Source organism: Polyangium sp. y55x31 (assembly GCF_029946505.1).
Taxonomy (GTDB): domain Bacteria; phylum Myxococcota_A; class Polyangia; order Polyangiales; family Polyangiaceae; genus Polyangium.
Map to the genome: position 1 here is coordinate 611,357 of NZ_JARZHG010000003.1, position 18,248 is coordinate 629,604.

An 18,248-nucleotide genomic window follows, 5' to 3' on the forward strand; every position below is an offset into this window, starting at 1 on the left:
TCACCTTCCCCCTTGCACGAGCGGGAGCGAGCGCCTCCCCGCGCGCTCGCCCCAGACGCGCGGCTTCTCCATGAAGCGCGCCTCCTTCTCGCGGTAGAGGATGTTGTAATTGCAGACGGGGATCGTCGAGCCGTCCGCATAACAGTTCGAATCGCAGCATTGATACGTGCGCTCCACGTCGAACGTCTCCTCGTCCATGTGCGAGTGCACGTAGACGGCCTTGGCCGCGCGCTCCGAGATGCGCAGCGCCTCGGCCGGCGAGAGGCGTTTGTCCTTCGGGAAGAGCTTGCGGACGAGCTGGTCGAGGAGCTTCAAACCCCGTTCGTCACCCTCGTCGCCGCGCGCCCAGAGCATGTCGATCGCGTCTTGCAGCGCGCGTTCGAGGCGCGTGCCCGGCTCGAGGTAGAGGTGATCGGCGAGGCAATCGTACATCGTGTCGCGATCGAGGAAACGCAGGAAGGGGAGCGCGGGGCCGCCCTCGTCGTCGAGCAGGAGATAGGCGATCTGGTAGCAGAGCGGGTGCGCGCTCGGCGAGGGCACGAAATCGGAGACACGGAGCAGGCCGTCGGTCGTCTCCTCGATGGATTCGAGGACCTCCAGCATCGAAATGCGGCCCGAGCGATCGAAGGAGACGCCGCCCTGGCCGGTGTACGTGATCGTGTGGATTTCGAGGTGGCGCACGCACGAGAGCTCGAGGCCCATGCGGATGATCCGGCCGACCTCCTTGTCGTTGTAGCCACGCGTCATCACGGGGATGAGCGTGGTGTCGACCTGGTGTTTGTCGAGGAGCTCAAGGACGCGGGCTTTGAGATCGACGAGCGTCGCGCCTTGCAAGGCGCGATCGACGTGTTTGTCGAAGGTGTCGAACGAGAGCGCGATACGCGCCCCGTGATCGGCGAGGCGCTTGACGAAATCCTCGTCGCGCGCGAGGCGCACGCCGTTCGAGCACACGCTGACGCGGTGGATGCCGCGCGCGCGGGCCATCGAGACGAATTCGAGCAGGTGCGGGTGCAGGAGCGGCTCGCCGCCGGTGAGGTTGACGATGTCGAGGTCGCCTCCGTGATCCTCGACGAGGTGGTCGAGGACCCGGGCGAACTCCTCCCGGCTCATGTGGAATGCGTCGTCGTTCTTGTTGTGGACGTAGCAGATCGGGCAGTCGAGGTCGCACGCGCTCGTGATCGTGACGACGGGCAAGCGGACCTTCTGCGTGTGGCTCTCGCACGGGCCGCAGTCGAAGGGACAGCCATGCTCGATCGGGCGCCGGATCTTCGCGGGGCGCGCTTCTTTCGGCACGATCGCGCGCGTGCGCTCGTACCAGGCTGCGCTCGTCGAGAGCCGCACCTCCTGCTCGCCGTGCGTCGGACAGCGCTTCTGCATCCACGCCTCGCCGTTCGTCGTGGCCACGACGCGGGCTGGGAGGGCGTCCTTGCACACCTTGCAGAGGCTCGTGGTTTCGTGGAGAAGTCGCCCTTCGGCCTGCATGATGGTTCGAGGATACTCGAAGTGCCGGGCGAATCGGATAGGCTTCGCGGCGGCATGAACGAGGAGATCGTCCGAGCCGCGGGGCTCACGAAGCGCTTCGGCGACACCGTGGCGCTCGACGACGTGAGCTTCGTGGTGGAAGGGCCGGGGCTCTGCGCCGTGCTCGGCCCGAACGGCGCGGGCAAGACGACGCTGCTCGACATCCTGGAGGGGCTCGCGGAGCCGACACGAGGCGCGTACCGGCTCTTCGGCAAGGAGCCGCGGCCGTATCCGCGAAAGCGCGTGGGCGTGGTGATGCAGAAGGAGGCGCAGATCGAGCGGGTGACGGCGCGCGAGTACGCGGAGCTGTTCTCGTCGATCTACGGCGTGCGCGGCGGGTCTTCGCAGATCCTCGCGCGCGCGCGGCTCGACCACCGCGCGGGGACGGCCGTGACGCGGCTCTCGGGCGGCGAGGCGGCGCGGCTCTTCATCGCGACGGCCGTGGTGCACGATCCGATGCTCGTGTTCCTGGACGAACCCACGGCGCACCTCGATCCCGAGAACAAACGGATCGTGGGGGAGATGCTGCGCGAGCTCGCCCGTGAGCGGACGCTCCTGATGACGACGCACGATCTGCGGGAAGCGGACGCGCTCGCGGATCGGCTGCTGTTCCTCGTGGGCGGGCGCGTGCGCGCGAGCGGGACGAAGGACGAGCTCGTGCAAGCGGTGCCCGAGGCCGCGCGGCGCGGGCTCGGGGTCGAGGACGCGTTCTTCCATTTCTGCGCGATCGAGATCCGCGAGGGCCGCGCGATGCAGCGGGAGGCGACGTGAGCGCATTCTTGGTGCTCCTACGAATGCGGCTCCTCGACACGCTCCGGAACCGGAGCTCGGTCGGGTTCACCTTGATCTTCCCGGTCGTGCTGCTCGCGGTGCTCGGGCTCGTGTTCATGAACGGGCACCCGTTCGAGCGGCGTTACGTGGCCGTCGTTTCTGCGGACGCGAACGCGGCGATCGAGCGGTGCGTGGCGGAGCTCGGGGCGTTCGAGGAGGTGCGCGTGGGGCGCGAGCGGACCGAGGCCGAGGCGCTCGGCAAGCTGCGCGCGCGCATGGCGAGCGCCGTGCTCTCGGCCGCGCCGGACGGCGAAGGCGTGATTCTGCGCGTGGGGACGCGTGATCGGATCTTCGGCGGCGGGCTCGTGGCGGCGCTGCCGGCGCAGGCGCGCCTCGACGTCGTCGAGGGGCCGGCGTGGGGGTACGTGCATTACCTCTTCCCGGGCATCCTCGCGTTCTCGGTGCTCGCGTCGGGCCTGTTCGGGATGGGGTATCCGATGGCCCTGTTCCGGCAGAACCTGTTCTTGAAGAAGCTCGCCACGACGCCCTTGCCGAAGGGCACGTTCATCGCGGCGAACGTGGCGGCGCGGTCGTCGATCGTGCTCGTGCAGGTCGTCTTGCTGGTCGGGGCGGCGCGGCTCTTCTTCGACTTGCCCCTGACGCTCGTCTCGTTCGGCTGGCTGCTCGTGATCTCGATGCTCGGCGTGATCGCGTTCCTCGGCGCGGGCTTCGCGCTCGCGGCGGCGATCGACAACGCGGAGCTACTCGTCGACGTGATCAGCGCGATCAACATGCCGATCGTCTTCCTGTCGGAGATGTTTTTCCCGCTGGAATCGCTGCCGCGGTTCCTGTCCACGGTCGGCGCGTGGCTGCCGTCGACGGAGATGGTGCGGCTCTCGCGCGCGGTGCTGCTCTACGGCGTCACGGACCTCTCGAGCCTCGCGGGAGGGCTCGGGATGCTGGCGATGTGGGCGGCGGCGACGTTCACGATCAGCGTGTTGACGTTCAAGTGGCACGCATGACGGAGGCCGCGCCGCGCCCGCATCGTCGAGCGCCGCGCCGCGCCCGCGACGTGTGGAGGGGACACGCTGCGGGCGCGGCGACAGGCGCGAGGGAGAGCATGGCAGACGGAAAGGGTCAGGAAAAGGGGGCGATCGGACAGAATACGTCCGATGGACGGGATATGTCCGGGATTCTTCGGGCGGCAGGAAGCCTCGCGCCCTGAATCACGGCCGCGGGCGAGGGCGGCGCGCCGCGAGGAGGGAGGCGGCGGCGAGGGCGAAGAGCCAGGCCGCGCGGGAAGGCGCGGGCGCGCCGGGGGCCGCCATGGTGCAGGTCCCGGACGTCGAGGCGGATTGCGCGTCCTCGAAGGCCGTCCATTTCATGCAGTTCGAGGTCTTCTCGTCGCAGATGACCTCGGCGCCGGAGCAATCGTCCACGGACGCGCACGTCGCGAGGCAGGCGCCGTTGCGGCACGCGTACGGGGCGCAGCTCTGCGTGTTGCCGTCCGGGAGCTGCAGGATCTCGCTGTCGAGGCACTTCGTCGGCAACGTGACGCAGGTCTTCGCCTCGGTGTTGCAGGTCGAGCCGACGGCACACGAGGTGTTGCTCGTGCACTCCGTCTCGCAGGAGAGATTGACGGCATTGCAATTGTAGGGCGCGCAGTTGTTGCTCGTCGACTCCGCGCAATTGCCGCTCCCGTCGCAGGCGAACACCGTGAGGGTGGACGCCTTGCATTCCTTGCCGCAGCTATTTCCCGAGGGGTAGGAACATTCGAAGGGGTTCACGCCATCACACGTGGCGCACGCCTCGCTCGTGCCATTGCACGCCGGGCGCGCCCCGTGCGGTTTGCCCGCGACCGGCTCGCAGATGCCGACGCGCGCGCCGTCGCAGGCCTCGCACTGGCCGTCGCAGGGCGTATTGCAGCAGACGCCGTCGACGCAGAACGAATCGTCACACGGGGTCTTGAGGTCGCACGGCGCGCCGAGCGGCGTGTAGATCTCCGCGTCGACGAGGACCCCCGCCGGTCCCGTCCCACCCGCGACGAGGACGCGGCCATTGTGGAGCGTCGTGGAGGTGTGGAGCGAGCGGGGTTTTCCCATGGATCCGGCCTCGGTCCAGCTCTGCGTGGCCGGGTCGAAGATCTCGGTGGTGTACGGAATCTCCTCGAATCCGCCGCCCGTGACGAGGATTCGACCGCCGGCCATCACGCTCGCCGCGTGGTCCTTGCGCGGGCGCGTCATGTTGAGCCCCGGCTGCCATTCCTCCGACGCGGGATCGAAGAGCTCGATGGATTGCGCCGCGATCGTGCTGCCGCCGGCGACGAGCACGCGCCCCGAGGGGAGTCGCGTGGCCGTGTGGCCCGAGCGCACGCGGCTCATGGCGTTCGTCTGCGTCCAGGTCTTGGTCGCGGGATCCCAGAGCTCCGCGGATTGCGAGGGGCCGGCGATCTCGCCGCCCGCGACGAGGATACGATCCGCGTCGAGCAACGTCGCCGTGTGATTGTAACGCCCCAGCTTCAGGTCTCCGCCGGGCTCCCACGTATTGGTCTCGGGATCGTAAATCTCGGTGGTGTTGACCAGCACGGCGGTTTTTCCGCCCGTGACGAGGACACGCCCATCACTCAAGAGCGTCGCGGTGTGCAGCGCGCGCGGGAAGGTCATGGGTTTCGCGGGCGACCACGTTCCCGGCGCGTTGGGCTGGTCGTTTCCGGGCGTGAAGATCTCGGCGGAGTTCGTCACGCTGAGGGTCCCCTGCAAAACGGCCTTGCCGCCGAGGACGAGCACGCGGCCGTCCTCGAGCGTCGTGGCCGTGTGCCCGAGCCGGTTTTGCATCATCGACGGCGCTTGAATCCACATTTTGAGGGCCGGGTCGTACACCTCGGCGAACTCCAGCGGGACCTCGCCGCCCTTGTCGCCGCCCGCGACGAGGACGCGGCCGTCGGGCAAGAGGCTCGCCGTGTGGCGGAAGCGCTTGAGGGCCATGGCGTCCGTCGTGGTCCACGCGGGATCCACGAGCAGCGGCGCGCGCACGGACGTGCCCTCCCAGGAGAGTTTTACCTCGCATTGCCGCGCGCCCGGATCGACGACCGGGCGGCCCATCGGCAAGCGTGCATCCGTGCTGATCTTGCAGCCCTCGACGGCGACGTTCATCCAGACGGTTTTGCCGTCGCCGTCCTTGGCCCAGGGCGGCGCCATGCGGAGGCGCGGCACGCCGTCCGCGTCGAGCAGCTCCAGCGTTTGGCCCACGAGGCGGAGCCCGGCCACGTTTTCGCCGAGCGTGATCGTGTACCTCAGCTCCGGGACGTCCGGGAGGGCGTTCCGGAAAAACACGTAATCCTCGGCGCCGCTCTCGGTCGGGTGGTGCACGATGTCGGCGACGCCGCGATACCCTGCGGGATACGCGACGATCCCCGCCCCCGCCTCGCCCGCGACCTCACGCGCTCCCGTAAGCGCGACCTCCACCGCGAGCGCGCTTCTCGTGTCCGCGACCCGAAAAGCGCCGCTCGCGCGCAGGGGCAAACGCACGTCCGCGCGCGGGGCCTCTCTCCGAGGCGAGGCCATTTCATCGATGGGTGCGAGGTCGTGGCCGAGGTGGAGACGGATCGCCTCCGCGGTCTCCACCGCGACTCGCGCGTCCGAGGGCGAGGTGGCCGCTTTCGCGGCGAGTGATTCTCCCGCGCCCGGGGCATCATCGCCCGCCGAGCAAGCTCCACACAAACCCGCTGCGAGACCGAATGTCCACGCCGTGCGCCATCTCGTCCCCATGGTGGGCCTCCCTCGTAAGGTATGGAAGTCAGAATCGGTACGTCGCCACGAGACCGGGCGATACCGCGAAAATCGAGGTGCCGGTCAGCGTGTCGGAGTCATATTTGCCCTGACCGTCCGTGCTCGCCTGGACATACCCTTGCTCGGGCACCCAGGCAGGAGGCTCCGGGACGAAAAGCACGAGGCCCGAGACCGAGAGGGCGACGTCGAGCTTCTCCGAGACGCGCATGCCGGCGCGGATTTCGGGCGCGAGGTAGACACCCAGCGCAGCCTGGGTTTCGGTGACCCGATCGACAGCGTACGGCACGCTCTCCTTGCGACGTAGGCCGGTGGCGCTGGTCGGGTCGGGGACGTCGCGCGCGGTCGTATTGTAATTGCCGGAGCGATCGTCCTGGGCCGAGCCGAAAAAGCCGCCGACGCCGAGGCGGAACGTGATCGGGAATCGTTCGCCCACGGTGCGCGCGACCGAGGCGCCGACCTGCGCGCCGCGGAGGGAGATGACGTCGTCGGTGAGGCCTTTGTTGGGCGCGATGTTGCCGAAGACGTGCACGTCCTCGTCGGGGCGATCCGTGAAGGTGCGGCGCGCGAAGGTGCCGCCGAGCTCGACGCCCACGGCCCATTTGCGCTGGATTTCGAGGCCGAAGCGGAGCATGCCGCCGCCGCCGAGCCCGAGCGAGGCCGCACACGAGCCCGTGCAGCTCGCGTCGAGGCTGCCGCCGAACGTGGGCGCGATGGCGAACGTGGCGCCGAGCTCGCCGAAGAGGCGTTTGTCCGCCCAGAACCCCGAGGGCGGAGGGACGGGCTCGAGGGCGACGGCGACGGCCTCGCGTTTGCCGGCTTCGAGCTCGACACGTCGCTCTTCCCGGACAAACCCATTCGCGGTGATTTCGATGCGATGGGAGCCGGCCCTTACGGGGCCTTCCCACGCGCCGCGGCCGACGCGGACGCCGTCGACGGAGATGTCGGCGTCCTTCGTTTTGGCCTCGACGCGCAGGACCGAGGGCAGCTCCTCGGCGATGAGCAGGATCGGGGTGATGAGGCTCGGGCGGACCTCGACGCGCGCCGGCTGCGTGCCGAGGCGTTTTTCGCCGCGCAAGCTGACGAGGTGGTCGCCGGACGCGACGAGGCCACGCCAGGGCGTTTTGCCCACGGCCGCGCCGTCGATGAGGACCTCCATCGAATACCCGGAGGCCTCGTCGACCTGGAGCCAGCCGGCGAGCTCGAGTCGCGCGAGGACGGCCGGGAGCTTGGCCGTTTTGCCTCCGACGACCTGCAATCGCGCTTCGAGCGTCTCGAAGCCGGCCTTGAAGATGCGGACCGTGCGCTCGCCGACGGGGACGTGAATGGCGCCCGCGAGCGGCGCCGTTCCGCGGGGTTTTCCGTCGATCGAAATGGTCGCACCGTCGGGGACGCCTTCGATGACGAGGTCGCCGACGAGGGGCCGGAGTTCGGCGATCTCGCGGAGCGCGACCTGTTTTTCCTCCTCGGTCACGCCGGGGAACGCGAGGAGCTCTTCGTTCATGTCGAACGCTTCGTCGAAGCGGTTCAACCGGCGAAGGCAGAGGGCGGCGTTTTTCTTGGCGGCGCGGGTCGGGTAAATGGAGAGCGAGGTGAGGAACTCGGGAAGCGCGGCCTCCATGGAGCCGGCGTCGAAGAGCGCGAGGCCCTGCTCGAAATGCTTGCGCGCGTCGGCCTTGGCCTTGGCCTCGGCCTCGGCGGCGGGATCGGGAGGCGGGGGCGGCGGCGGAGGCGGCGGGGGGAGCGGGCCGCCTTTTTTCATCCACGAGGGCTGCGCGCCGGCGGCCGGCTTGGAAGTGGTTTGTCCGCCCGGCGCATTCTGAGCGATCGCGGCCGTGACGAAGGTCGAGGCGAGCAGGGCGGCGAGGGCCTTGCACAGCGGGGAGGGGAGGGCCGCAGAGCGTTTCATTCGAAGGTTCGCACGGGCTGGGGATCCTTGGAGGGCGTCGTCGACGTGGGCTTCGGGATCGGGTGGGCCGCCGTCGTGACCGGCGCGGTCGTGGTCGCAGGGCCCGCCGCGGGGGCGGCGGACGCGGGCGGAGCCCCGGCCTTGGGTTTGGCGCTCGTCTGCGCGAGCTTCGAATCGTCGCCTTCGAGCGTGAGTTTGTCCGGTAAAGCGCCGTTTGCGGTGATCGCGACCTCGACGCGGGTCTCGCGGCCGTCCTTGTGGATCCGCAAGGCGTGGGTGCTGCCGAGCGCGCCGGAGATGGTGACGTATCCGTCGCGATCCACGGGGGCGCCGCGGCCATTGACCTCGACCTGGGCGTCGGGCGGGTTCACGAGGAGGCGCGCCGAGCGGAGGGCCTCGACGGGAGCGACGGCGGGGCCTGTCTGCGAGGCGTTTCCCGCGGGAGGCGCGGAGGCGCCGCGCGCCTCGGGGGAGAGGTTTGCGTCGGTCTTCGAGCCGGCGCGCGTGAGAATGAGGCCCGCGCCGACGGCGAGCGCGACGGCCGCGCCGAGCACGACGGGGACGAACCTGCGCGACGAGGAGGCGCGCGCGCCGCTCTCCGCAGGCGAGAGCGTGCTCCGCGGGTCGGGCGTGGAGGCGCGGGGCAACGAGGGGCGATCGGCGCCGTCGAGCGTCAGCGGGGCGGCGACGGTGACATCCGTGCCGAGCTTGTTCGTGCGCGCGTCGACGGGCCTGCCGCTCGACGGGACGATCTCGATGCTCGGCCGCGATCGCAGGGGCGCGCGGATGCCGGCGAGCAGGCCGAAGGCCTCGACGAGCTCGGCCATGCTCTGGAAACGCGCGGCCTTGTCGCGCGCGAGCGCTCGCTCGAAGAATCGATCGACGGCCGGGTCGAGCGAAGGGACGAGCGATGAGGGCGGCGGGGCATTGTCGGTGCAGATGGTGACGAGGAGCTTGCCGATGTTCTCGGCCTCGTCGAAGGGGAGGCGGCCCGTGATCGCCTCGTAGAGGATGACGCCGATCGACCAGAGATCGCTGCGATGATCGACCTGCTTGGTTTCGCGGATCTGCTCGGGGCTCATGTACGAGGGGGAGCCGAGCATCATGCCGGAGCTCGTGGAGGTCGCAGGGCCCGTGATCGTGACGTCCTTGGCGATGCCGAAATCGAGGACCTTGACGATCTCGTCGTCGCCGCTCCGCGCGAGGAAGATGTTTCCGGGCTTGAGGTCGCGGTGGACGATGCCGAGGTCGTGGGCGCGGCGGAGCGCCTTTCCGAGAGGTTCGAGGATGCGGTAGGCCTCGGTGAGTTCGAGGCGGCCGCCGCGTTCGAGGCGCGCGCCGAGGTCCTCGCCTTCGAGCAGCTCCATCACGATGTACGGCGTGCCGTCCTCGACGCCGTAGTCGAGGACCTGCACGACGTGCGGGCTCTTGATGAGGGCCGCGGCCTTGGCCTCACGCTCGAATCGCTGCCGGAGCGACTCGTTCGAGGCGATGCTGCCCTCCATGAACTTCACGGCGACGTCGGTGTCGAGGAGCTGATGGCGAGCGACCCACACCGCGCCCATGCCGCCTTTGGCGAGAGGTCGTTCGAGCCGAAGCTTGCCGCCGATGATGGCGCCTTCTGCGATGGACACGCCCCGACACCCCTCTCGTGAGCCCGACCGTGATCGGGCAAAATGAAGCCACCTGCGAGCATATCACGATCTTTCCGCAGGGCTCCATGGCAAGCTTCGGCGTGATGCGCGCCGCACATCGTCGTACCGCCGGAGTTCCTCGCGTTCTCGCGCTCGGGGCGCTGCTCGTCTGGACCGCGGTGTCAGGCGGCTGTCGGTCGAAGGAGTGCGTGCCGGGTCAGCAGGTCGCGTGCGCATGCCCAGCGGGCGCGCAAGGGACGCAGGTCTGCGACGACGAGGGGGCGCGGTATCTGCCGTGCGACTGCGTCGCGCCCGCCGCCGCGCAGACGGCCACGCGAGGAGGGGAGCCGCCGCGGCCGCGGCCGGTGCTCGCGAAGAAGCAGATTCGTTGCGGGACAAACCTTTGTGATACGGCGTGTTGCGCGACGTTCGAGCCGCCGTCGTGCACGCAGGACGGGAGATCGTGCCCGCGGACGGCGAACGGGGAGGGCGTGATCTTCGAGTGCGACGGGCCCGAGGACTGCGGCGCGGAGGCGTGTTGTCTGATCCCGGGCGACCGGACGATCGCGGCGGTATGCGTGCCGAAAGGCGAGTGTGCAGGGACGTTCACGCACCCGCGGCTCGGGACGACGGTGGCGCCGCGGGTGGTTTGTCACGTGAATCAGGATTGCGCGCTGTCGGAGGTCTGCTCGTCGGCGGGCGCCGTGGCGGGCATTTCGGTGTGCAAGTAAGGCGCGCTAACGCGGGCGTCGTTCGAGGAGGGAGCGGTCGAGCGACGTGAGCGAGGGGCAACCGGCGAGCGCCATGGCCGTCGCGAGCTCGTCGCGCAGGATGTCGAGCACCCTCTGGACGCCCGCCTCGCCCGCCGTCGCGAGGCCCCAGAGGACCGGCCGGCCGAGCATGACCGCGTTCGCCCCGAGCGCGAGGGCCTTGAGCACGTCCGTCCCCCAGCGCACGCCGCCGTCGACGAGCACGGGGACGCGGCCAGCCGCGGCATCGACGACGCGCGGCAAGACCTCGAGCGTGGCCGGTGCGGAGTCGAGCTGGCGCCCGCCGTGGTTCGAGACGATGATGCCGGCGGCCCCGGCGTCGATCGCGTGCAATGTATCGTCCGGACGAACGATTCCTTTGAGGATCAAGGGCAAACGGGTGACGCCGCGCAGCCACTCGACGTCGCGCCAGGAGAGCGAGGCGTCGTGCCGTGACGCGATGTACCGCTGGAGAGCCGAGCCGGAGGCGCCGGCGCCGACCTTCGCGTCGACGAGGTTCGCCATGACGAGGCCGTTCGGCAGGCCGAACCCGTTGCGCACGTCGCGGAGGCGGCGGCCGAGGACGGGGGTGTCGACGGTGAGGACGATGGCGCGATACCCGGCGGCCTCGGCGCGCTCGACGAGCGAGCGGGTGAGCTCGCGGTCCTTGTGCACGTAGAGCTGGAACCAGAGCGGGCCGTTCGAGGCGCGCGCGATGTCCTCGAGGGAGGTCGTGGCGAGGGTGGAGACGGTGTAGATCGTGCCGGCGGCAGCGGCGGCGCGGGCGGTCGCGAGCTCGCCCTCGGGGTGCGCGAGCTTGTGATAGGCCGTCGGCGCGATGAGGATCGGCATCGAGACGGGCGCGCCGAGGATCTCGGTTTCGAGGGTGAGGCGCGAGACGTCGACGAGGACGCGGGAATGGATCTGCCAGCGGCGATAAGCGCGCAGGTTCTCCCGGAGCGTGCGCTCGGCGTCGGCGCCGGAGCGATAATAATCGTACGCCATGGCCGAGAGCGCGGCGCGCGCGGCCTTCTCGAAGTCACGGACCGTGAGGAGGCCGGAGGAGGCGTCCCGCTGCGGGGCGTGGAGCGGGGTTTTTCCGGAGGGGTCGCTCGAATGCATGTCGCGTGGTCTTTACCACTGAACGGTGATGATCGACGAGAAGCCCGCAGAGGGGCGCGAGGAGGGGCTCGATTGCGAGAGGGTGTCGGGGACGTCGATCGTGGAGAGGGCTTCGAGCACGCAATGGCGCATCTTGTCGTCGGCCGTGGAGCCTGGATCGACGGCGAAGGAGGCGGAGGTGTGGTTGCCCGTGACGCGGATGCGGACGGTGCCGCCGCCGCTGTTCGCGCGGCATTCGGCCATCGATGATTTCGAGGCCGAGACGATGGCGTCGGCGAGCGGCTGGTGGCCCTCGGTCACGCCCTCGACGGAGGCGCGCGGCGCGAGCGCTTCTTGTCGGGCGCCCTCCGCAGGGGCCGCGGGCTTCGCCGGGGTGGACTCGGCAGCCGCGACGGTGGCGTCGGGCGAGGCGCTCCCGCGAGGATGCAGGGGCGGAGGCGCAGCCTCGATCTCCGCGCAGGCGGCGAGCCCGAGGAGGGAGAATGCGAGGAGACCGGAGCGGAACGAGGGGGACATCGGCCCCAGCATACCGCCGCAGGACGGCCCTGGAGGAGGGGTCGGGCGTTTTCGGGGGTCTCTAAGGGGGGAGCGGGCGCACGAGCACGAGGGCGTCGGCCTTGCCCGCGAGGAGGCGGAGCTCGGCGTTGCCCTTGGCGCCGGCGTCGCCCGCGCAGAGGCGGTCGGTCAGGACGAACCGGCCGCGGGTGACGGTGTTCTCGCCGGTGGAGGCGTCGGCGAGGCGGAGATCGACGCCGGTGCCGCCGCGATCGAGCGCCGCTGTGACCTCGACGCAGCCGCGCGCAGGGACGTCGAAGGGCAAGCTGGTGCGCGCGCCGGCGTCGAGGGCGACGACCTGGGCCGAGGAGGCGGACGCGGCCGAGATGCGCGCGCCGCCGGCGTCGAGGACGGCGAGCAGGCGCGCGGCGGCGAGGGGATGCGCGACGAGCGCAGCGGGCGCGGCGTCGTCCTTGCGGAGCTCGACGGCGAAGGGGCCGGGCCGCGCGAGGGCCTCGACGTCGAGGCGCGCCGGGCCGCTCGGGCCACAAGCGAAGAGCGTGACGCCCGCGCCGCCGCGGCCCTCGGCGAGGAGGGCGCCACGATCGTTCCAGAGCGAGGCCGCAGCGTCGGCGAGGGGCTTGCCAGCGATGACGTCGATACGCGCGCAGCCGGCAGGCAAATCGAGCGAGGCGGCGGCGCGGCTGCCGAGCTTGGCCGAGCCGACGAGCACGGTCTTCGGGGCGCCGAGGCCCTTGCCGGTGAGGTCCTTCGCGAGGGCCGCGCGGGCGGCGTCGAGCTCGCGGGTCTCGGTGACGTGCTCCGCGCGGGCAGACACGTCGAGGGCCGCGCCCGCGCCCGGCGCGGAGCGGCTCGCGACGACGGCGACGAGGCCGGTGGAGGCGCGCGGGCGGATCGCGACCGTGACCTCGTTCGTGGTGGCGGAGCAGAGGACGATCGCGCGGTCGCGTCCGCGTTCCTTGCCACGCGCGAGGATGCGGCCCGAGGGGTCCTCCGCGACGGCTTCGAGCGAGCCGATCTCGTCGCTCGGGGAGACGAAGACGTCGAGGCAACGGCCCGCCTCGACGGCGACCGTGAGGCGCGTGGCGGCGCGAGGCGCGACGGGCACGGCGGCGCGGCGCACGTCCTCCCAGCGGCCGCCGAGCCAGGCGCGATGCGCGATGAGCTTCGCTTCGAGCCCGGGCCACGCTTCGAGCCGGCCGGTCTCGCCGCCGGATCGGCCACGCGCGCCGGCAGCTTGTTCGACCGCGGCGACGGCGGACGTCGGCACGCTCTGCACGCCGAGGCCCACGAGGCCCGAGCCCGAGACGACGCGCGCCGCAAGCCAGAGCCGCTTCGGGTGCGGCGGGCAGACGAGGATCGCCGGGCGCGCGTCGGTCGACTCGTCGACGGCGAAGCTCGCGCCGTCGTCCTCGTACGCGAAGAGGTCGACGTCGACGACCGAGGGGGATCCGCGCGCCATGACGAGCGCGCACGCGTCGAGCGGGATCTCGACGAAGGCGCCGACTTTGTCGCCCTCGGACAGATACTCGGAGGAGACGACCTCGAGCGCGCCCGCGCCCGCGTCCTTCACACGCGCGGCGTCCGCGGCGAGGAGCGCGTATCCATCCGCCTTCCCCGGGAGCACGCGCGGAGGCGCAGGGCGCGTCGCCGCGGGTTTTTCCGGTTTCACGGGCGCGCTGCCGCATCCCGCGGCGAGCGCGGTGAGCGCGAGCGAGGCGATACGAACAGCCAGGCGCGTCAAGGTTCGCCCCCTCCGAGCGCGAAGAGCGCGAACGTCCACCAGACGCCCGATCCACGCGCCTCGATGTCGATCCGCGCCGACTCCTCGCTCTCGGCGCAGAACGCGAGCACGGCGCCCTCGGGACGATCGACCACCTCGTCGCGCACGTACCTGTCGCCGACGGTCGCCGCGAGCCTTAGGCCCCGCGATTCGCCCCGCGCGACGGCGAGGGCCGCGAGGTAACACCGCCCCGGCTCCAGCGTGATCGGCACGAGGGTCGGTCCGGCGACGCCGAGCGATTCGAAGACGGGCGCCGTCGTGGGCTCGGGCGCGTTCCGCCTGCGGAGCGCGTACGCGAAGCCGGCGCGCGTGCGCGCGCCCCAGTGGTTCGGGACGGCGCGTGGGATGGGCCAGACCGCGTCGGTCGCCATCATCGGCACCATGCCCGCCGCGCCTGCGTACGGGACGGTGACGCGTGTCGCTTCGCCGAGGCAGAAGTCGAGCCGGGCGTCCGCGGTCTCGCTGCGATCGCGGGCGAGGACGCGGCCCGCGTCGTCGCGCGCTTCGGCGTCGACGTCGGTCGCGCGGTGCGGGAACGTCGGAGGCACGGCGGCCATGATCTGGACGCGGTGGCAGCCTTCGCCGAGGCGGAGCTGGTACTCGCCCGCGCCCTCGGTCGAGGCGACCATGGGCACACGCGTGAACCGCTCCGCGCCCTCGGCGTGCGCTCGCTCCTCGGCGCGGACCGTGCGCTCGGCGAGCGGCCCCGGCTCGATGGGTCTTCCTGGGTTGCCGCGCGGCGCGACGAGGCCGAAGGCGCGCTCCGGCAGGGCCTCGCGATGATCCCCGAGCGGCGCGGGCGAGCGCGCCACGAGGATCTCGATCGCGCCGCGGGGCGAGCGCATCGAGACGACGAGCCGATCGAGATCGGCGCGGCGCGGACCACATCGAACGAGCGACACGGCGCCGAGCGAGCTCTTCGTGCCGCGATCCTCGGCGTCGATCGTGGGATGGCCCTGCGGGAGCAGGCCCGGCGGGAACGTGGGGCCGTCGGCCTCGGAGGCCGTGAGAACGGCGAAGTCCGCACTCGGCGCGCCGAGGAGGACGACCGTCGTGCAGCCGGGGACCTCGTCCTCGGGGCGCTCTTGCGAGATCGCGACGCGTTTGTCCCGGCCGTGTTCGAGGAAGATCGGGGGAAGGCGCGTGAGCTCGGTGCCGCGTGATTTCCAGGTCTGCGCGAGGCGATCGGCGTCTTCGGCGAGGTCGGCCTTGGCGTCGGGTGCGGCGAAGACGACGCCCGTGATCAGGGCCGCGAGCGCGGCTCCGCGGCGAGCACCTCTGCGACTTCGCGCCGCAGGACCTCGGGCGGCGGCGCTTGTCCGCGCGTGATCATCGCGAGGATCTCCGCCTCCGTGGCCGTGATCCACGTGGACGCGTCCCCGGGGGCGCTCCGCGAGGTCGCCATCGAGTTCGTCCGGGTGGAGTGAAACGCGTCCTCGAAGCAAAGTGGCACGACCCCGAGCTCTCCGGGAGCATAGACGCGGAACGCCCGCTCTGCACCGCTCACGCCGCCTGCGTATGTCGATCCGACCAGGATGGCGTGGGAACAGCCGTGGTTCTGGCACACGATCGCGTCGAGCACCGCCTGCCGTCCCCCGCCGAAACGTGCCGGCAGGCCCGCTGACAGGACCACCCGCTCCACCGGGAAATACCGCTCGACGAGGACCTCGTGGCAACGCAGGCGCGTGGACAGGCTCGCCGCCTCCGGGCCACGTTCGCCTTCGAGCGCCTCGATCGCCTGGATCCACAGCCCACCCGTGACCTCCAGCGCGACCTTGGCGAGGTGCTCCTCGGCCCGCCGCGGCAGCGTCCGTGTGCGTATGCCCGCGACGGTCACGAAGCCACGCGTCGCCAGCATGGCCCGCGTCGTGGCCGGGTCGTGGACCGAAGGCTCGGCGCGTCGTACGGGCTCGATCACGTGCACCTCGCCGCCCACGAGCACGGGCCCGCGCGCCTCGTGCCGCGCGAGATCCGGATCCACGTCGCCGAGCGGACCTGCGAGCGTGCGCCCGGCGAGCGCGACCTTCGGGCGGTAGAGGTCGTTCACCTCGATCACCGCCACGATGCGCCCGTCGCGCGCCCGCAGCGCCGCCTCGGCGCCGATCTGCAGCAAAAGCGCCGCCTCCTCGCTCACGGCGAGCGTGATCGGCACGGGCCAGGGCAGGCCGTTTTCGAGGCGCATTTCCCTTGCGACACGGAGGAAATCTTTCTCGCCGAGGAAACCCTTCAGCGGCGAGAGCGCGCCCGTCGCGAGGAGATCGATGTCGACCTCGGCCTCGGCGTCGAGGTCGATCACCGTCCGCGAGCGCGCGCGCTCGGCGAGCATCTCCCGCAGGCCCGGGGCCGCGGCGCGGAGCACGAGCTCGCCGCCGTGCGGCCGCGCGAGCAGCGTCGAGGTTTGCTTCGCGCGAACGGCCGTAGTGTTGCCTTTCGCCGCGGGCACGTACCCGAGCTCCTCGAGCTTGCCGACGATCTTTGCGAGGCTCTCTTCCTTGCTCTCGCGATCCGTGTACACGGTGACCTCGGGCGACGCGGGAGGCTCGTACGGGTCGTCGATGCCCGTAAAACCCTTGATCTCGCCCGCCAGCGCCTTGCGGTAGAGGCCCTTCGGATCACGATCGGCGAGCGCGTCGATCGAGGCGCAGCAGTACACCTCGACGAACCTCCCGATGGCCGCGCGTTGCTCGTCGCGGATCGCTCGGAACGGGCTGATCGCGCCGGTGATCGCGCACGCCCCGCTCCGCGCGACGAGCTTCGCCACGAAGCCGATGCGGCGCACGTTGGTGTCGCGATCCTCCCGGGAAAACCCGAGCCCCTTCGAGAGGTGCGTGCGCACCTCGTCGCCGTCGAGGACCTCGACGTGCACGCCGCGCGTGCGGAGCTCCGCCGCGAGCATCGCGCCGAGCGTGCTCTTGCCGGCGCCGGAGAGGCCCGTGAACCAGACGACGAAGCCGCTCACGAGGCGTTACCCATCGACGATCGTGATTGCTTGGGCCACGAAGACCCGCGCCTCCGCGTCCCACACGAAGAGCCGGTGCTCGTCGATGGCGCCGCCGCGCACGCTCGTCACGAGGAACGCGAGCGGCCAGGCCGGGCCCGGGCCCATCGTGATCTCGCCGCCCTCGTGCGCGGGCGGCTCGCCCATGCTCATCACGGCCGCGTCCGTGGGGCTGAAGTACGCGCCCGCGTCGAGGTGCGAGTGATAGAGGATCTTCACGGGCCGGCCTTCCTGGGCCGCGGCGCGGACCGCGTCGTCGAACTTCTTCTCGTTGAACGAGAAGTACGTGCGCGCCGTGCGGAAATACCGCTCCGGATCGATCGCATGCAGCTTGTTCGCGACGTTCTGCATGGGCACGGCCTCGTCGCAAAAGAGCGCGATCGAAGCGGGACCCCGCAGATACCCGCACGCCTCCTCGTCGGCCGCGTAGCCCCGAAGAGCGTCCTTCTCCACGACGGCGAGCGCGGCGCGCGTGATCGTGAGGTGGCCGCGCGTCCACGGATGATCCGTCACCATAGATAACGCTTCTCCCATTTCATCGGCGCGAAGTACCGATCACCGCGGTCACACACGATCGCGACCACGCACCCGCCGCCTACCGTCGCGTGCAGCTTCTTGGCGATCTCCACGGCCGCGAACACGTTCGCCCCGCTCGAATGCCCGACGTGCAAAGCCTCCTCGCGCGCGAGCCGGTCGGCCATGTCCCAGCCGTCTTCCGTGGTGACGCGGAGCGTCTCGTCGTAGGCGCTTCCGTCGTGGATCGCCGGCACGAGCGAGCTCGGCAGGTGCTTGAGCCCTTCGAGACCGTGCAAGGGCTCGGTGGGCTCGACGGCGACGCAGCGGATCGGGCGCGTGTGCTCTTTCAAGCGGCGCGACGTGCCCACGATCGTCCCGCTCGTGCCGATGCCCGCGACGAAGTGCGTGAGGCGATCGCCGAGGGCGTCGAGGATCTCGACAGCCGTGCCGTGGTAGTGCGCGAGCGGGTTGTTCGGGTTCGAGTACTGGTCCGGGTAGAAGTAGGCTTCCGGATCCTTCGCCACGAGCTCGCGCACGTATCGGATCGCGCCGTCGGAGCCCTCCATCGGATCGCTGAAGATGATCTCCGTGCCGAAGGCGCGCGCGATGTCCTTGCGCGCCTTGCTCACGTTCGAGGGCATGACGAGGCGCACGGGCACGCCGAGCGCGGCGCCGAAGATCGAGTACGCGACGCCCGTGTTGCCGCTCGTCGAGTCGATGAGGATCTTGCCCGAGCCGAGCTTCCCCTCCTCGATCGCCTTCGTCATCATCCGCAGCGCGGCCCGGTCTTTCACCGAGCCGCCGGGGTTCGCGAACTCGAGCTTCGCGTACACCTCGACGCTCGGCGCGTCGCGGGCCACGCGATCGAGGCGGACGAGCGGCGTGTTCCCGACGGCCTCGGTCACCGAGCCGAGGCGGCGCGACCGCACGAGCGTGGAGCGCAT

At 70.8% G+C, this 18,248-nt stretch carries 13 protein-coding genes; 3 read left to right on the forward strand and 10 right to left on the reverse strand.

The features are described 5' to 3' along the window. Positions 1 to 1,482: a radical SAM protein gene (locus tag QHF84_RS08745; RefSeq protein ID WP_281312740.1), complete on the reverse strand. Its 1,482-nt coding sequence runs from the start codon at positions 1,480 to 1,482 to the stop codon at positions 1 to 3. 54 nt (positions 1,483 to 1,536) lie between these two features. On the opposite strand from QHF84_RS08745, the gene QHF84_RS08750 reads away from it, so the two are divergent. Both QHF84_RS08750 and QHF84_RS08755 read left to right on the forward strand, forming a co-directional pair. After that, positions 1,537 to 2,292, forward strand: coding sequence for an ABC transporter ATP-binding protein (locus QHF84_RS08750; protein ID WP_281312741.1), 756 nt, complete (start codon positions 1,537 to 1,539; stop codon positions 2,290 to 2,292). Further along, positions 2,289 to 3,314, forward strand: a complete 1,026-nt coding sequence (locus QHF84_RS08755) for an ABC transporter permease (protein ID WP_281312742.1) — start codon at positions 2,289 to 2,291, stop codon at positions 3,312 to 3,314. The genes QHF84_RS08750 and QHF84_RS08755 overlap by 4 nt, the downstream gene beginning before the upstream one ends. A gap of 204 nt (positions 3,315 to 3,518) precedes the next feature. Here the strand turns inward: QHF84_RS08755 and QHF84_RS08760 are convergent, their stop codons facing one another. From QHF84_RS08760 to QHF84_RS08770, 3 genes are read right to left on the reverse strand one after another with little or no spacing between them, the layout of a single operon-like run. After that, complete coding sequence (locus tag QHF84_RS08760) at positions 3,519 to 6,059, reverse strand: kelch repeat-containing protein (protein WP_281312743.1); 2,541 nt, start codon at positions 6,057 to 6,059, stop codon at positions 3,519 to 3,521. Between the two features lie 28 nt (positions 6,060 to 6,087). Then, positions 6,088 to 7,986: a PEGA domain-containing protein gene (locus QHF84_RS08765; protein WP_281312744.1), complete on the reverse strand. Its 1,899-nt coding sequence runs from the start codon at positions 7,984 to 7,986 to the stop codon at positions 6,088 to 6,090. After that, entirely contained in the window at positions 7,983 to 9,620 is a 1,638-nt protein-coding gene (locus QHF84_RS08770; RefSeq protein ID WP_281312745.1) for a serine/threonine-protein kinase, read from the reverse strand. The genes QHF84_RS08765 and QHF84_RS08770 overlap by 4 nt, the downstream gene beginning before the upstream one ends. Before the next feature lie 17 nt (positions 9,621 to 9,637). Here QHF84_RS08770 and QHF84_RS08775 point away from each other — a divergent pair, with 17 nt between their 5' ends. Continuing rightward, positions 9,638 to 10,351, forward strand: coding sequence for a hypothetical protein (locus tag QHF84_RS08775; RefSeq protein ID WP_281312746.1), 714 nt, complete (start codon positions 9,638 to 9,640; stop codon positions 10,349 to 10,351). Between the two features lie 6 nt (positions 10,352 to 10,357). On the opposite strand, the gene QHF84_RS08780 is transcribed toward QHF84_RS08775, so the two are convergent. The 6 genes from QHF84_RS08780 to QHF84_RS08805 form a co-directional block, all read right to left on the reverse strand. Next, on the reverse strand, positions 10,358 to 11,491 hold the full coding sequence (locus QHF84_RS08780) for an alpha-hydroxy acid oxidase (RefSeq protein ID WP_281312747.1): 1,134 nt from the start codon (positions 11,489 to 11,491) through the stop codon (positions 10,358 to 10,360). Between the two features lie 12 nt (positions 11,492 to 11,503). Then, a complete protein-coding gene (locus QHF84_RS08785) occupies positions 11,504 to 12,007 on the reverse strand; it encodes a hypothetical protein (protein WP_281312748.1) in 504 nt (167 codons plus the stop codon). Positions 12,008 to 12,068: 61 nt separating this feature from the next. Beyond that, positions 12,069 to 13,751, reverse strand: a complete 1,683-nt coding sequence (locus QHF84_RS08790; RefSeq protein ID WP_281312749.1) for a hypothetical protein — start codon at positions 13,749 to 13,751, stop codon at positions 12,069 to 12,071. Between the two features lie 1,282 nt (positions 13,752 to 15,033). Continuing rightward, complete coding sequence (gene cysC / locus QHF84_RS08795) at positions 15,034 to 16,749, reverse strand: adenylyl-sulfate kinase (RefSeq protein WP_281312750.1); 1,716 nt, start codon at positions 16,747 to 16,749, stop codon at positions 15,034 to 15,036. A gap of 6 nt (positions 16,750 to 16,755) precedes the next feature. Further along, on the reverse strand, positions 16,756 to 17,304 hold the full coding sequence (locus tag QHF84_RS08800; RefSeq protein ID WP_281312751.1) for a Mov34/MPN/PAD-1 family protein: 549 nt from the start codon (positions 17,302 to 17,304) through the stop codon (positions 16,756 to 16,758). After that, positions 17,298 to 18,248, reverse strand: coding sequence for a cysteine synthase family protein (locus QHF84_RS08805; RefSeq protein WP_281312752.1), 951 nt, complete (start codon positions 18,246 to 18,248; stop codon positions 17,298 to 17,300). The genes QHF84_RS08800 and QHF84_RS08805 overlap by 7 nt, the downstream gene beginning before the upstream one ends.

What these genes read in the sequence shown, in the direction of transcription:
- QHF84_RS08745 (WP_281312740.1), bottom strand. Translation starts at nt 1,482, where the DNA reads ATGCAGGCCGAAGGGCGACTTCTCCACGAAACCACGAGCCTCTGCAAG.
- QHF84_RS08750 (WP_281312741.1), top strand. Translation starts at nt 1,537, where the DNA reads ATGAACGAGGAGATCGTCCGAGCCGCGGGGCTCACGAAGCGCTTCGGC.
- QHF84_RS08760 (WP_281312743.1), bottom strand. Translation starts at nt 6,059, where the DNA reads ATGGGGACGAGATGGCGCACGGCGTGGACATTCGGTCTCGCAGCGGGT.
- QHF84_RS08765 (WP_281312744.1), bottom strand. Translation starts at nt 7,986, where the DNA reads ATGAAACGCTCTGCGGCCCTCCCCTCCCCGCTGTGCAAGGCCCTCGCC.
- QHF84_RS08780 (WP_281312747.1), bottom strand. Translation starts at nt 11,491, where the DNA reads ATGCATTCGAGCGACCCCTCCGGAAAAACCCCGCTCCACGCCCCGCAG.
- QHF84_RS08785 (WP_281312748.1), bottom strand. Translation starts at nt 12,007, where the DNA reads ATGTCCCCCTCGTTCCGCTCCGGTCTCCTCGCATTCTCCCTCCTCGGG.
- QHF84_RS08800 (WP_281312751.1), bottom strand. Translation starts at nt 17,304, where the DNA reads ATGGTGACGGATCATCCGTGGACGCGCGGCCACCTCACGATCACGCGC.
- QHF84_RS08805 (WP_281312752.1), bottom strand. Translation starts at nt 18,248, where the DNA reads ATGCGCTCCACGCTCGTGCGGTCGCGCCGCCTCGGCTCGGTGACCGAG.